The 16177-nt window shown below is 32.6% G+C and carries 13 protein-coding genes; 4 read left to right on the top strand and 9 right to left on the bottom strand.

Annotated features, from left to right (window positions below):
• Positions 1-50: 50 nt before the first annotated feature.
• The 6 genes from AABM47_RS09390 to AABM47_RS09365 all read right to left on the bottom strand — a co-directional run bounded on the left by AABM47_RS09390 (position 51) and on the right by AABM47_RS09365 (position 6373).
• Positions 51-746, bottom strand: a complete 696-nt coding sequence (locus AABM47_RS09390; RefSeq protein ID WP_338410667.1) for a tetratricopeptide repeat protein — start codon at positions 744-746, stop codon at positions 51-53.
• Positions 739-1779, bottom strand: coding sequence for a VWA domain-containing protein (locus AABM47_RS09385; RefSeq protein WP_338410666.1), 1041 nt, complete (start codon positions 1777-1779; stop codon positions 739-741). The genes AABM47_RS09390 and AABM47_RS09385 overlap by 8 nt, the downstream gene beginning before the upstream one ends.
• Position 1780: 1 nt before the next feature.
• Complete coding sequence (locus tag AABM47_RS09380) at positions 1781-2785, bottom strand: VWA domain-containing protein (protein ID WP_338410684.1); 1005 nt, start codon at positions 2783-2785, stop codon at positions 1781-1783.
• A complete protein-coding gene (locus AABM47_RS09375) occupies positions 2785-4395 on the bottom strand; it encodes a hypothetical protein (RefSeq protein WP_338410665.1) in 1611 nt (536 codons plus the stop codon). Before AABM47_RS09375 ends, AABM47_RS09380 begins: the two co-directional genes overlap by 1 nt.
• 48 nt (positions 4396-4443) lie before the next feature.
• Positions 4444-5307, bottom strand: coding sequence for a DUF58 domain-containing protein (locus AABM47_RS09370; RefSeq protein ID WP_338410664.1), 864 nt, complete (start codon positions 5305-5307; stop codon positions 4444-4446).
• Positions 5308-5368: 61 nt separating this feature from the next.
• The gene (locus tag AABM47_RS09365; protein ID WP_338410663.1) at positions 5369-6373 is read right to left on the bottom strand and encodes a MoxR family ATPase; all 1005 of its coding nucleotides are present in this window, start codon (positions 6371-6373) and stop codon (positions 5369-5371) included.
• Between the two features lie 177 nt (positions 6374-6550).
• Between AABM47_RS09365 and AABM47_RS09360 the strand changes: the two genes are divergently transcribed.
• From AABM47_RS09360 to AABM47_RS09345, 4 genes are all read left to right on the top strand, one after another.
• A complete protein-coding gene (locus AABM47_RS09360) occupies positions 6551-7420 on the top strand; it encodes an aldo/keto reductase (RefSeq protein WP_338410662.1) in 870 nt (289 codons plus the stop codon).
• Between the two features lie 61 nt (positions 7421-7481).
• On the top strand, positions 7482-8630 hold the full coding sequence (locus tag AABM47_RS09355; protein WP_338410661.1) for an ATP-binding protein: 1149 nt from the start codon (positions 7482-7484) through the stop codon (positions 8628-8630).
• Positions 8623-9351: a metallophosphoesterase family protein gene (locus tag AABM47_RS09350; protein WP_338410660.1), complete on the top strand. Its 729-nt coding sequence runs from the start codon at positions 8623-8625 to the stop codon at positions 9349-9351. Before AABM47_RS09355 ends, AABM47_RS09350 begins: the two co-directional genes overlap by 8 nt.
• Positions 9352-9406: 55 nt before the next feature.
• Positions 9407-9988 (top strand): PhnA domain-containing protein, encoded by a 582-nt coding sequence (locus tag AABM47_RS09345; protein WP_338410659.1) that lies wholly within the window; start codon positions 9407-9409, stop codon positions 9986-9988.
• A 97-nt stretch (positions 9989-10085) separates the two neighbouring features.
• On the opposite strand, the gene AABM47_RS09340 is transcribed toward AABM47_RS09345, so the two are convergent.
• From AABM47_RS09340 to AABM47_RS09330, 3 genes are all read right to left on the bottom strand, one after another.
• Entirely contained in the window at positions 10086-11960 is a 1875-nt protein-coding gene (locus AABM47_RS09340) for an OmpA family protein (RefSeq protein ID WP_338410658.1), read from the bottom strand.
• A gap of 18 nt (positions 11961-11978) precedes the next feature.
• Complete coding sequence (locus AABM47_RS09335; protein WP_338410657.1) at positions 11979-12902, bottom strand: type IX secretion system membrane protein PorP/SprF; 924 nt, start codon at positions 12900-12902, stop codon at positions 11979-11981.
• A gap of 72 nt (positions 12903-12974) precedes the next feature.
• A partial coding sequence (locus tag AABM47_RS09330; protein WP_338410656.1) for a choice-of-anchor L domain-containing protein occupies positions 12975-16177 on the bottom strand: 3203 nt, incomplete at its 5' end.

Genomic DNA, 16177 nt, shown 5'->3' with positions numbered 1-16177 from the left:
GTTAAGAATGCTTAGTTGGTGAAATTGTTCAAAATTAGACTTGCCTTAAACTACCAGTCTTTATCCGTTTGAATTCGAACGCCTTTTTCTTTTTTAGCATTTAGTTTGTCCTGAATTTTCTTTTCGGCATTATTTACCGCTTCTAATATGTTTTCAATTTTTTGTTTGTCGGCTCCTTGAGGTTTTTGGTTTCCTTTTTCTTCTTTGTCGCCGTCTTTATTTTGTTTGTTTTGATCTTGATCTTTTTTTTCTGGATCCTTTTTATTGTCTTTGTCTTTATTTTTATCCTTGTCATCTCCTCCTCCTGACTTGGGTGGGTTTTCTTTTAACATTTTTTTAGCTAATGCATAATTGTATCGCGTTTGTTCATCATTAGGATTGTTGCGCAAGGCGTTTTTATAAGCTTCTACAGCTGCTTGATAGTTTTTTTCGAGCATTAAACTGTTTCCTAAGTTATGAAAAGCTTGATGTTTTTCTTTTTTAGTAGTTGCTGTTGTTGAAGCTTCAAGAAATTTAAATTTAGCTTCACCGGGTTGGTTTAGCCTATAAATACTGTTGCCTAAATTATAATTAGACGCCGATTTTACACTTGTATCTGTTGATGCAGAAACTCTATAGTTTGTTTCTGATAGTGTGTATTTTTTTCCATTAAAAGATTCGTTGCCTTTGAACAAAGCTTTATGATCTTCTTGTGCAGAAACCCACGAAGAAATTATTAATAGTATATATATAACTAGTTTATACATTGTTATTTTCTTTAAATAAATTTAATTTAGTAAACCAAGCTGTTTTTCTTTCAAACAGCAACAAATCTATAAATAACAAAACGAATGTCAAGCCTAAAAACCATTGGTACTGTGTTTTAAATTCCGCAATTTGTTGTGTCTCTGACTCGTTTTTTTCAATAGACCCTAAAACTGTTTGTAAATTATCTACAACAGATTTGGTGTTGTTTCCGTCTAAATATTTTCCGTTACTGGCTGCTGCAATTGCTTTTAAGGATACGAGGTTCATTTTAGTTAAAACCGTTTCTCCACTTGAATCTTTTTTGTATCCAACAGTTTTTCCGTTTTCTTTTATAGGAATATTTCCTCCTTTTAAGCTTCCTACACTTATAGTTACTATTTTAATTCCTTTGCCTTTTGCCAATTCTAAAGCTTCATTGGCGTCATTTCCGTGATCTTCCCCATCTGAAATTAAAATTAATAACTTACTTTGTTGGTCGTCATCAAAAAAGTTTACAGCCTGACTTATCGCTTGATCTAAAGCTGTGCCTTGAGAAGATAGCATGTCTGTATTGGCGTTTTGCAAATACATTTTTCCAATGCTGTAATCAGATGTCATGGGTAATATAGGATAAGCACTCCCTGCATAAGCTATTAACCCAATTCTATCACCTTGTAAATTATTAATAATTTGATTAATAATTTGTTTGGCCTTTTCTAATCTGTTTGGTGCTATATCTTCAGCCAACATACTTTTAGAAACATCTAATGCAAAAACGATATCTATACCTTCTCGCTTGATGGTTTCCATTTTTGTTCCTATTCTAGGATTGGTAATAGCGATAATTAAAGCACTCAGGCCTAAAATCATTAATAAAAACTTTAGACTTGACTTAAATCCAGAATATTGTGGAATTAATTTTTTTACTAATTCTAAATCTCCAAATTCCTTTTGCTTTTTTGTTTTCCAATAAAAATGAAAAATGAAAAACAATACCAAAACAGGCACTATCAGCAATAAATACAAATATTTTGATTCTTCTAGTTGATACATTTTATATAAATCCTCTTAAGATTGTGTTTCTGCATACTATTTCAATCAACAACAAAAGAAATGATATCAATAGTAATGGTTTAAATAATTCGTTATAATTGGTAAACTTTTTTTCTTTTATTTCGGTTTTTTCTAATTTATTTATGTTGTCATAAATGGCTTCTAATTTTTCATTGCTTGTGGCTCTGTAATATATTCCATCTGTTTTTTTGGCAATTTCTTTCATTAAACCTTGGTCAATTTCTACATCCATCATTTGATATAAGAATTTTCCATTTGCGTCTTTTGCATACGGAAATAAAGCTCTTCCGTTTGTTCCAATTCCGATAGTATATACTTTTATTCCATATTTTTTTGCAATGTCAGCAGCCATTCTTGGATCAATTGTTCCCGAATTATTTACCCCATCGGTTAATAATATAATGATTCTGCTTTTTGCTTTGCTTTCTCTCAATCTATTTACGGCTGTGGCTAATCCTACGCCTATTCCTGTTCCGTCTTGAATAATAGAGTCATCATATGCTATTGACTTAATGGCTTGCTGCACAATTAATGCATCTGATGTAACAGGTGTTTTTGTATAACTTTCGCCTGCGTAAACTACAATTCCTATTCTGTCATTTACTCTATCAATAGCAAATTTTGAAGCTACTTTTTTTAATGCTTCTAATCGATTTGGTTTTAAATCTTTAGCCAACATGCTTCCCGAAACATCTATCGCCATAACTATGTCAATACCGCTTGTTGATCTTTGTTTTACTGAAACATCAACTGTTCTCGGCCTTGCTAAAGCCAATATTATTAATGTTAAAACTACTAATCGCAAATAAAACAACAGGGGTTTTATTTTTGACAATATAGAGTAATGATTTTTAAATGATTTGGTTGTACTTATCTTTAAACTAGCATCTCTATTATTTTTATTATATATATGCCAAAAAATAGCCAGTGGTATAGTTAGAAAAAGCCAGAAAAAAATTGGATTTAAAAACGTTATATTTTCCATCATAGCTTACTCTTTTTAAGTTCTATTGAGTTTCTTACCCGTTCCATTAATTTTTCTGCATCTTTATCTCCATCTTTATAAATTAACAGAAATTCTTGTGCTGAATTTGATTGGGCAAAAACTACAATTTCAAAAGCCATTTTATATTCTTTAGCGTCTAAAGGGTCAACTGCAGTAAAAGTTCCAAATGCCTTTTTGCCTGTTAATTCTTTTGTAGGAATATAATCATCTGTTTTAATAAACATGTTTTTTGCTCCAATAGATTCTAAATATTTAATATCTGTTTCTAATGCTAAATCTTTATCAAGAGCTACAGAATCTTTAAAAGTAGTTGCATTAATCGTTATTGAAAAAACATCAATTAAACTGCCATATGTAAACCTGCTTAATGATTTTACATTCAAAGGCAAGTTTTGTTGAACACGTTCATCTATTATTCTTTTCAACACTCTTGGTGTTTCTATTTTTATAGCAGGGTCTCCATATTCTGAAGTTATCCATTCTGTTTCTAATAATTCTTTTGAGCTGTGTCCAATATAATTGTCTTTTAAATAATCATAGCCTATAGTTCCAATAAAAAAAAGAACAGATAACAGCACAAATAAAGCTGCTATCGCAACCGATATAATAATTCGTTTTGCTTTTCCTTTTTTTGCCTTTTTTTGTTTTATTTCTTCCACAAATAAGTTTTCAACTTCTTCTTGTGTTCTTGGAGTTCCTTTATCAATTGAAACTAAAAATTCGTTTACTACATTTTTACTTTCTTCAATTTCAGAGGCTATTGGTTGTGATTTGGCAAATTTTACTAAATCTGAATTCTTTAAAACCAGGTTAAATTGATTTAATAGAGATGGACTTATTTTAATTTTTCTCTTTCCTGTTTCAGTTCGCAGAGCTTTAAATAATTCGTTTGAAGTGCTTTCCATGGCCGGAATAGATAATGCTTCTTCAATGTAAACCCGAGCAATGTCTGTTAATTCTGAGTAATATTGTTTTACGTTTCCGTTTTGCCAAAGATTCTTTTTTTCTAATCCATCAGCGTATGCTAATGCTTTTTCAATAGGTGATGCGTAAGTTAAAATTTCTTCTTTTTTGTGCTTCTGAACTTTTTGAATTAAATAATATGCCAAAAATCCAAGACCCATAACAAACAAAGCAAACAAAACATATTTCCACCAATCACTTGCTGGTTTTTTGACTATAAAAATAGGTTTAATATCAAACATAGGTTGTGCAATCGTATCAACTTTTACATTGTTGATGATAACCGATGATGAATCAGAAAAATATTCTTTACCATTAATACGAACGGCAATACTTGGAATTTTATAGACCCCCGAATCAAATTGGGTTAATCCATATTTTTTTATCAATTCTAGCTTGTCGTTATTTTTTAGGGTATCTATAGGATACGATTCTAACACTTCCAATTGACCCATTACTTTTCGTTCTGGAAAAACAACATGGTCTTGCAAACTCACTTTTGCTTTTAAAATTAAATGGAGTTGCGAACCTATTTTTATTTGAGTTGAATCTACCGAGGAAGTCAATGATTGTGAAAAACCAAGGGTTGTTATAAATAGAAACAGTATGTATAATCTTTGTATCATTTGTTAATTATAAAATCTAAATGTTATTCTCTCAATACGCTCAAATTATTATCTGGCTTTAAAGTAGCTTAATAATTTTTTTACATAATTTTCATCTACTCTCGAATGTATTGTTCCTGCTCCTGATTTTGAAAAAGTAGTTTTGAAATAATCAACGTTTTCTTTATGGTTAATTTCGTAGTCCAATCTTAATTTTTTTGAATTTGTATTTACATACATCAACTCACCTGTTTCAGCATCGAGCATTTGAACTAAACCTATATTTGGAATATGCTCTTCGCGCTGATCAAAGACTCTTATACCTGCTATGTCGTGCTTTTTGGAAACAATTTTTAAAGTTGATTCATAGTCTTTTACCATAAAGTCTGAAATTACAAAAACAATTGCTTTTTTCTTCATGATACTGGACAAGAATTTTAAAGCTTGAGACAAGTCGGTTTTTTTACTTTTTGGTTCAAACTCAATTAATTCTCTTATAATACGCAACACGTGAAATTTGCCTTTTTTTGGCGGAATAAACAATTCTATTTCATCTGAAAACAAAATCAATCCTATTTTGTCATTATTATTTGTTGCTGAAAAAGCCAATGTTGCTGCAATTTCTGCAATAACATCTTTTTTTAATTGATTTTTAGTTCCAAAACTTTCTGAACCACTACAGTCCACCATCAACATCATGTTAAGTTCACGTTCTTCTTCAAAAACCTTTACATATGGTTCATTGTATTTTGCAGTTACATTCCAATCGATGCTTCTAACGTCATCGCCAAATTGATATTGTCTTACTTCTGAAAACGTCATTCCACGGCCTTTAAATGACGTATGATATTCTCCCGAAAAGATATGGTCACTCAATCTTCGAGTCTTAATTTCTATTTTGCGTACTTTTTTTAGTATTTCTTTTGTATCCATTTTTATCTAGGCAAAAAGGGCATTAGCTAATTAGGGCGTAATGGCTTAAAACTATTTGTGATTAAGGCACTTCAATTTCATTAATTATTTTATTGATAATATCAACAGATGTAATGTTTTCTGCTTCAGCTTCATATGTTAATCCTATTCTGTGTCGCAATACATCATGAACCACAGCACGAACATCTTCTGGAATTACATAACCTCTTCGTTTGATAAACGCATAACATTTTGATGCCATGGCTAAATTGATGCTTCCACGAGGTGAAGCTCCAAAGCTGATTAATGCCTTTAAACTTTCTAATTTATACTTTTCTGGATAACGAGTAGCAAAAATGATATCTAAAATATATTTTTCTATTTTTTCATCCATATAAACTTCTTTCACTGCTTGTTGAGCTCTGTTTATCTGTTCAACAGAAATTACGGGGTTTATCTTTTCGTAATTACCCATTAAACTCTGCTTCATAATTATTCGCTCATCTTCCATTTTTGGATAATCAATAACGGTCTTAAGCATAAAACGATCTACTTGCGCTTCTGGTAATGGGTATGTTCCTTCTTGCTCCACTGGGTTTTGTGTTGCTAATACAAAAAATGGCCTGTCTAATTTAAAGGTTGTATCGCCAATGGTAACTTGTTTTTCTTGCATCGCTTCAAGCAAAGCAGATTGTACTTTTGCAGGTGCACGGTTAATCTCATCAGCTAATACAAAGTTGGCAAAAATGGGTCCTTTTTTTATTGAAAAAGCATTATCTTTCATGTTGTAAATCATTGTCCCTACAACATCTGCAGGTAACAAATCTGGTGTAAACTGAATTCTACTAAAACTTCCTTCCACTGCTTGAGCTAAAGTGTTAATGGCTAACGTTTTTGCTAAACCCGGAACTCCTTCTAATAAAATATGTCCTTGACCTAAAAGACCAATTAACAATCGTTCTATCATGTGTTTTTGACCCACAATCGTTTTATTCATCTCCATGATAAGTAAATCAATAAAAGCACTTTCTTTTTCAATCTTTTCATTGATGGCTCTTATGTCCAAAGTCATTGTGTTTTCTTCCATTTTCTTTGTAAATTATTGCTAAATAAAGGTTTTAATTTTTAATGTTCCAAAATTGAAAAAAAAAACAGTTATATATTGTTAACAATGAGTTAAAAATATTTTGAAATGTGCTTTATTGTGAATGAATTATGATTTAGTTTTATACTTTTAAGAAAAAAATTAAATTATTACTATAATATGACTTTACAACTTTCACCAATTGTAGCTGGAGTAATGAATTGGGGTGTTTGGCATAAGAACCTAAATGCCCAAGAAATGATTACACTTATTAATACCTTGTTAGCCCAAAATATTACAACTTTTGATCACGCAGATATATATGGCGGCTATACTACAGAAGCTGCTTTTGGGAGTGCTTTTTCCGATTCTAACATTGATAGAGAATCAATTCAATTGATTTCAAAATGTGGCATAAAACTTATTACAGACAACAGAGATTACAAAATAAAACATTATGATTACAGTGCTGAATATATCATATGGAGCGCTGAAAATTCGTTGCGAAATTTACAAACAGATTATTTGGATGTCTTTTTGTTACACAGACCAAGCCCATTAATGCAAGTTGATGAAGTAGCTAAAGCTATAGATCAATTAAAATCTAGGGGGCAAATAAGGTCTTTTGGGGTTTCTAATTTTAACCGTTCTCAAACTGAATTACTTCAAAAAAGTGTCGCGGTTGATTTCAATCAAATTCAGTTTTCGGCAACCCATATTGATGCAATGTTAAATGGGAGTTTAGATTTTATGCTATCAAATAACATTATTCCTTTAGCATGGAACCCATTAGGATCTATGTTTAAAGAAGACACCGAGCAAACCAGACGGTTAAATAAATTAATATCCAATTTAATAATCAAATATGAAGTTTCCTTAGATATTATATTATTATCTTGGATTTTGCAACATCCTTCAAACATAATTCCTGTTATAGGAACAGCTAATATCGATCGCATTTCTGGGTTAAACAAAGCATTGGAAATAAAATTAGATTTAGAAGATTGGTTTGCCATTTGGATCGAAAGCCAAGGATGTGATGTGCCGTAATTCGTATAACATTAATAGCAAATGAATTACGCATACTATTTCTGACTGAAAATAAAAAAGAATGATTAACAAGCGCTTACTTATAAAAAACTTACTTGCTCACAATGATGAAAACAGTTTTTATGACAAAAAGCGTCAATTAAATTTGCATACCAAAGAAGGAAAAGCAAAATTTTTGAAACATATTTGTGCTTTATCTAATTCTAATCCTACAAATTCATCTTTTATAGTGGTGGGTGTTGAAGATGAAACCAATGAAATTGTTGGAGATGATTTTTTTGATGACAGCCGCATTCAAAATTTGGTTAATGCCTATTTAGAAAACCCTCCCAAAATTCAATATGAGAATGTTCCTTTTCCAGACCTTCCTTTTGATAAAGTTGTGGGCCTGGTAACTATTAAGTCCAATGGGAAAGTTTCAAAGTTTAAAAAAAATATTTACACCATACTGGCTCATTCAATATTCATTAGAATTGGAAGTAATACCATGCCAACAGAAGAGAAAGTTGCTTTTTCAAAAATTAATACCGAAACGGTTATTAGTATTGAAAACAATTCAAGAAATAGTATTGAACATACTTTAGAAAGTGTTTTGTTTTTTATAAACAATTCTCATAAAGATTTGCCGTCAGAATTTAAAGTATTTAAGGAGCTTTTTGTAGTTTGTTGGGCTGGAATAAAAAAGATAAAAAAAGATAAAACATACTATTCCAGAGTAGATATTGAATTGATGAACGAACAAGTGAAATTGTTTTATTCCACTTTAGACGAAATTACAATCCAATTTGACAAAGACTCTTTTACAATAACCGAATACATAAAACTAGGCCTAAATGACAAAACCAGTTATTATCCTTTGGAGCAAGTAAAAATTACTTTTTATGACAATGGGTATTATAAAATGGATACCGAATTTTTATTTGAACCACCACAATATAATCGTAAAATGTTGTATCATATTTATAATGCAACTTTGGCATTAATTCAAAAAATGGTTCACGAAACTTCGTTAAGTTTGCAAGAAAAAAAAGATATTACCACAATTCCTTCTGTATTAATGATTTGTTATTTAAATGGTTTTGAAGATGCCAAACAAAAGTTAATTGATGCTAAATTAGTTTTAAAATCACATAAAAATTCGGAAGTTTACATTGCTTTTAAAGAAGCTTTACGAGTTTTGAGAAAAATGAAATACAATAAAAATGAATAAGACTTATGTTGTTGGTGACATACATGGTGGATTAAAAGCTTTAGTTCAGGTTTTAAAAAAAGCACCTATAAAACCAAAAGACACGTTAATTTTTTTAGGAGACTATGTAGATGGTTGGAGCGAATCGCCGCAAGTTATAGATTATTTAATAGAGTTAAAGGAAAAACAAAACTGTGTTTTTATAAGAGGAAATCACGATGATTTATTGTTAAGTTACCTTCAAACTAACTCCTATAAAGAAGAATGGTTTAATCACGGCGGAAAATCTACAATAGAAGCCTACGCTAAAATTGACCCTGAAACCAAACAAATTCATATTGAATTTCTTAAAAAACTAAAACCTTATCATCTTGATTCTAAAAACAGATTGCTTATTCATGCTGGATTTACAAATCTAAAAGGTGTTGATTTTGAGTTTTTTAAACCCCTTTTTTATTGGGATAGATCCTTGTGGGAATTAGCTCTTGCTTTAGACCCAGCTATTTCTTTTGATAGTGAAATGTATCCTGAAAGATTAAAAATATATAAAGAAATATATATAGGCCACACTCCAACTACAAAAATTAATCAAACAATTCCCACAAATAAAGCATGTATTTGGAATATAGATACGGGAGCTGCATTTCTGGGACGACTAACTATTTTAGATATTGATTCTAAGCAATACTGGCAAAGTGATACATTGCCCGATTTGTATCCAAATGAAAAAGGACGAAATTAAATTTATCGCTTTATATTTGCCAAGTATTAATACCCTATAATTTAAAATAAAAAAAATGAATATAGTTACCGAAAAAAGACTTAAAGATAGAAGTAATTCTAAATGTGAAATTAGCGGAAATGATGAAAACTTGGTGGCTTATTTAGTGGAACCTAAAACAGAAGATATTCCTGAAAATTATATTTTAATTACACAAAAATTAAAAGAACAAATTGAAAATGCCAACACCACTAATCCTAATGATTGGAGAGGCTTAAGTGACAGTATGTGGAATGAAAACCAAGCAGTTCAAATTGTGTCTTGGCGCATGCTTAACCGTTTAAAAAACACAGATGCGTTAGAAATGATGTACCTTGACCAAGATGCGTTAGAATGGGCAAAAGCAACTGGTGAAGCTGATGATGATGAAGATGAAGATAAAGTTATTCACAAAGACAGTAACGGCAATGTTTTACTGGATGGTGATTCGGTAGTTTTAATAAAAGATTTAGACGTAAAAGGAGCAAATTTTATTGCAAAACGTGGAGCTGCTGTTCACAACATTAAATTAGTTTGGGACAATGCTAATCATATTGAAGGCAGGGTTGAAAACCAACATATCGTTATTTTAACACAATACGTAAAAAAAACAAAATAAATTTCCCAACCGTTATTTTACAAAAACACCCCCTAATTTAGTGTAAATTAGGGGGTGTTTTTTATTGGTGTTGCGCTTGGCATTACACTTTTTTTTCTTATTTCTTTACAATCATAAATTCTGAACGTCTGTTTTGTGCATATTCTTCTTTTGTACATCCTTCTGCACAAACTACCATAGGCTCAGATTCTCCAAAACCTTGTCCGGTAATTCGATCTGATGCTATTCCTTTTGAAACAATATAGAGAACAGTAGCCTTTGCTCTTTTGTCAGATAAACTTAGGTTATAACTATCTAATCCTCTGCTATCGGTATGTGATTTTGCAAAAATAACCATCTCTGGATATTCATTCATAACCCCTACCAATTTATCAAGCTCTAATGCGCCTTGCTCTGTTATGTTGCTCTTGTTGAACTCAAAATAAATAGGATCTAGAATCACTTCCTTTTCTGTAATAATTGGCTTAATTGGCACTAAAACTACATGAGCCATCACTTCTGAATCACTTGTTGGGTTTACTGCAAAAACAGTTGGCTCAAATCCTTCTTTTGAAATTTGTAAACTATAAGCTTCCTGACAGTTTACCTCAAAACTTGCTTGGGCACTTGTGTCTGTTGTTTTGGTAGAAACGATCGTATTTGACTTGTTTAAAAGTACTACTGTAGCATCTGACAATAAATTGCCGTTGTCTGCATTTTTTACCATAGAGGCTAACAAAACACCGCAAACTGGGTCTGCTTTAAATATGTTGTCTGTGCCATCTCTATTGCTCGAAAAGAATCCTACCTTTTGAGATACGTTGTATGTAAATGAAAAATCATCTCTTTCTGAATTTACTGGTTTTCCAAGGTTTTGAGCAGAATTATTTTTGTTTAAATCAATTTGAAAAACATCTAACCCTCCAAATCCTTGCTTACCTGCTGATGAAAAGAATAACACATTCTGATCACTTATAAAAGGAAAACTCTCATCGCCAGAAGTATTTACGCTTTCTCCAAGATTCTCAGGAACACCATACTGATCTGCATCAACACTTACTTTCCAAATGTCGGTGCCTCCTATTGTGCCTGGCATGTTTGATGAAAAATATAATGTTTTACCGTCTTTACTCAATGAAGGGTTACTCGTTGAGTATGAACCGCTGTTAAAAGGCAGTGATTTTATATTGGCCCATTTGCCTTCTGATTTTGTTGCTTTATACAAACTTACCTGACCAAACTTTAATTTGTTTACTTTGTCTTTTTCAAATGATTTATCATTAAAACTCTCACTTGCATAATACATCGTATTACCATCTGAGCTTAATGTAGCCGGGCCATCATGCCATTTTGTGTTTACCCCCTCAACTAAAGTCGCCTCACTTAAGGTTCCGTTTGCATTATAAATCGCTTTATATAAATCTAAATAAGGCTGCTCATTCCAACCATATGTTTTTCCAGACTCGTTTCTTGCACTAGCAAAATAAACTTCGTTGTCGTTGGTAAGCACTGCACCAAAATCTGATTTGTCGCTGCTTATTTCTGATGGATAAATGTCATAACGCTTTTTTTGCGCCTCTAAATTTGTTAAATAGTTTGGATCTGATATAAAGGCTTTTGCTCTATCATCACTTGGATTCATAAGGGCAAATTGTTGCATTTGCTTGTTGGCCTGTTGGGCATCTCCAGATGCACGTAGCATTTGTGAATAATGGTAATAAATTTCTGCATCTTGTTCTGCTGATTCTATGGCCTGCGCATATGCTTTTACTGCTGCTTTTACATTAAAAGCATAGTAGTAACTCTCTGCTGTTTGTTTGTAAACATAAGCGTCGGATTGATTGTTATCGATCAGTTTTTGATAGGCTACAGCCGCATCTACGTATTCAAATTTTTTATACAGCTTGTCGGCTGATTTGGTGTCTTTGTTTTGTGCGCTTACCAACAATGTGCTTGCGATTACAAAACTTAAGGTGATATATATATTTTTCATGTCGTTATGGCTTTTATATTAAAAATATCGTGATGAACGTGAAACTTTTCTAGGAAAGTTTAAATCAAACAACAAAATAACTTCATGAGAAGATGGTGTTGTTATGTTTAAATCAGATACAATGTGGTCGTATGCATAACCTAATCTTACATTAGGCGAAATAGCATAATTAACCATTGCTCCAAAACTGTCTTGTAGTCGGTAGCTTGCTCCTACTTCAAACTTTTCATTAAATAAAAAGTTTGTTGATAAATCTAATGAAGGGGCCACATTTAAAGATGACTTTAACATAAAAAAGGGCTTAAACTTTACGTTTTGATTGATGTCAAAAACATAACCCCCTGTTAAAAAATAATGCGAGACATCGTTGCCATATTGAACACCATTAAAATCTAAATGAGTTCCTTTTAACATGTTTGGAATCGAAAAAGCTAAATAGTATTTGTTGGTATAGTAAAACAATCCTGTTCCCATATTCAAATAAGCATTGCTAGCATCTTGTGCAAATGCACCATCATTTGGGTCGGGCAAGGTATTATATATCTGTGAAAACAAATCTACACTGTGAAACGTAGCTCCGGCTTTTAATCCAAATGCCAAACGGTGTTCGCCTCCTAAATTTAAAGTATATGAAAAATCTGCATACGCATTTTTTTCAGAAACAGGACCTATCTGATCTGAGATAACCGATAAACCAATCCCTACGTTCTTGCCTGCTGGACTGTGCCCTGACATGCTTATTGTGGTAGGCGCTCCCTCAATGTTTATCCATTGCTTTCTGTATAACAAACCTATAGATAGGTTGTCCTTACTACCCGCATAAGCCGGATTAATCACATTCATATTATACATATACTGTGTATAATGGGGGTCTTGCTGCGCACTAAGGTCGTTTGTTGCTATAAAAAATACCAAGAATAGTGTAAAATATAGTTTTTTCATTTTTGTTGTTTTTTGTTTTTTTTAGAAAAAAACTTGCTTTATAAAAGAATAAAGCAAGCTCTAACTCTCTTTTTATTTATCTCTATTGATATATATCCAACCTGATTTTGCTTCAACATTATCGCGTTCTATAACAAAATAATACGTTCCTGTTGGTAGCTCATCTCCCTTATTAGTTTGACCATGCCACTGATTGGTATAGTTCGCATAATTGTAAACCTTAAGACCGTAACGGTTATAAATAGAAAGCTGTTTAACATTTAAACCAATTAAGTTAAAATGATCATTTAAACCATCGTTGTTTGGAGAAATTCCTTTTTGAATGGTACATAAAGTGCCATCGGCAGCAAAAACTTCTACCTCGGATGAACAGCCTAAAGATGAGGATAAACTAACCGTACAACTATAATTGCCGTCTTGCGTTACAACTAATGTAGCGCCTGATGCACCCGGTATTACTCCTGATGAATTAGACCACTGATATGTTACTGACTCTGTGCTGTTAATTGTAGCGGTAATGGTATAATCATTATTAGTACACTCTCCGGTTAAGGAAACAACTGGTAAATCAACATACGTTACCATAAAACTAGACTCGTCTGTACAGTTTGGGCTGCTGCCGCTTTGTGCGTACACATAAAGCATTTGTGTGCTGCTGATTGCATCTCCAGCATTTAACATACTGCCCGTTGCGTTTGATCCGGTGTAATAACTATTGCCCGAACTTAAAACAGGTAACGTGTAAAAATCAAAAGCACAGCGTACTTGATCTGATAAAACATCAGAAACAGGCGTAGCAACAATCGTAATTGTAAAACTAGACTCTGCTGTACAGTTTGGGCTGCTGCCACTTTGTGCGTACACATAAAGCATTTGTGTTGAACTGATTACATCTCCAGCATTTAACATACTGCCCGTTGCGTTTGATCCGGTGTAATAACTATTGCCCGAACTTAAAACAGGTAAAACATAACTGTCACATGAACTAACGTCGGATGGTGTAGCAACAACAGGTGTAGCAACTATCGTAACTGTAAAACTAGATTCATCAAAACAATTTGGGGCTGTGCCACTAAATATATAAAGCATTTGTGTGCTGCTGATTGCATCTCCAGCATTTAACATACTGCCCGTTGCGTTTGATCCGGTGTAATAACTATTGCCCAAACTTAAAACAGGTAAAACATATGGACTTGAATCACACAAAACTTGGTCTGATAAAACATCAGAAACAGGTGAAGTTGTAATCGTAACAACAGTGCTCATACTCGTAGAACAGCCGTTTCTATCAACAACAACCGTGTAAGTACCTCCTTGTGTTACAGAAATTGACCCCGTAGTGTCTGGTAATGGTGCGCTGTCTAATGTCCAACTGTAAGTCACATCAGAATCAATAAAATCTATTGGCGTTATCAAAATTGTTCCCGTAGCGTTTTCACAAATGTTGAAGTCAGGTGTTATAGTAAATTGGGGTGTTAAATCTTGTATAACCAAGTTAAATTCTTCTAATTTAAAACACCCTTCATTAATGTTTTCAACTCTTACATATATGGTTTGAAGATTTTGTACTTCATTTGAATAAGCTGAAGGGTTTGTTATTTCAAAAATTCCTGCATCAGAAAATGACTGAGTTAAATAAAAATTAACATTATAATCGGATGGGTTTAATCCATTTAATACATTAGAATTATTTTGTGTTAAATCAAATGTTCCATAGCCTGAAGTGTCACAAATAAACAAATCATTTGGTGCACCAATAATAATTTCATTATAATATTCTATAATTAAACTATCGGTTGCTTGACAAGTCGTTCCCGTATATTGAGCCGTAATAAAATATTCTCCTTGAGAAGTAGCTGTATAATTTGCCCCTGTTTCCCCGGCAATAATTCCATTTAAATCCGACCATGTAAAAGTATATAATGCAGGGTCTAAACCGCTTGAAATTATATAATTTTCTCCAAAACACAAAGCTGTATTTGTTGCTTGAAGAAAATCGTCTCCTAAATCTACATTTCCAATATCAAAACTTCCTGCTTTTAAAAATACGGCAGAGTCATAGGCATTATCTCCTCTGTCAGCAATAACCATTTTAATATGATATTGTGATAATGGTGTAACCGTTGATGATGCTGTAAATTGAACTGTTTGCCCATTATAATTAGTTGCTGCCGTTGGGATATTTGCCCCTCCATTATAAACATCAAAATACTCTGAATTAACCGAAGTACATCCTGTATTATATAAAGCATCTCTTACTGTTACAACAGAAATTGGGGTTACGGTCGTTGGAATAATTGCTAAATTAGTTGTTGTTGATGCTACAACATCTGTAAGTAAAAAGGCAAATGAATCTGAATAAGCACATTGAAAAGTACCATACTCCTCAGATGCAAACATAAAGTCAAAACTTATTGTTGGAGTTAGTGGAATAAAGTCAAATTCTATTACAGTTGCATTTCTTGAATTCATTGTTTGCCCTGTAGCCGCTAAAATAATAGCTTCTAAATCAGCATCTCCTGTCCATGCCGCATTTCCATCACTTAAATTTGAATTATTAGGTCCTGATGAACGCATTGCATTACCTGATGTCATGACTAAGCCATTTGGAAATGGTAAAATTCCTGGTGCATTTTCTTGAAAATAAGCAATCCCATCTGTAGATCCAAAGTTATTTGTATTCCCTGTCTTCCATGTAATATTTGTTACTTGAGCACAAGGAGAGTCAATTAAAACATCCGTAATTAATTGTTGAACCGTATATGTTGTGTTATCTAATGAAACAGGCGGTGAGCCTATACATAAATCAAAATTACTATATTGTCCAATTGTAGCTGTTGCAGAGTAAACACGAATTAAATATAAAGTCCCTGGCGCTAATCCTGCAATAGTTCCGGTATTGGGTAAGTTACACGCTACTTCTGTTAATGCTCCACAAGTTGCTCCTGAATATAAAGCAAAATTTAAATCAGTAGTTGTACCTATAATGTTATTTAATGAAATAATATGTGTTGAATTTGTAGCTGTAAACTGAAACCAAACATCATCATCATCAGTACCTCCACACGTATTTGGCTCTGGAGATGCTGTTGCACTTGTTATGGTGCCAGGCACAAATAAAGTACAACTATTACCTTGATTTACTTGGGCTATTAAAGGAGTCGCACAACTGTCGTTTGATGGGGGTGGTGGTGGTACACTTACACAAACATTAAACGTTGTTGTTTGTAATGGAACAGCTGTTGCGCTATAAACACGAATGTAATAAACTTCTC

The organism is uncultured Flavobacterium sp., assembly GCF_963925415.1.
In the GTDB taxonomy this organism is placed as follows: domain Bacteria; phylum Bacteroidota; class Bacteroidia; order Flavobacteriales; family Flavobacteriaceae; genus Flavobacterium.
Note: the sequence above shows the minus strand (reverse complement) of the source record. Positions and strands in the feature narration are given on the sequence as shown.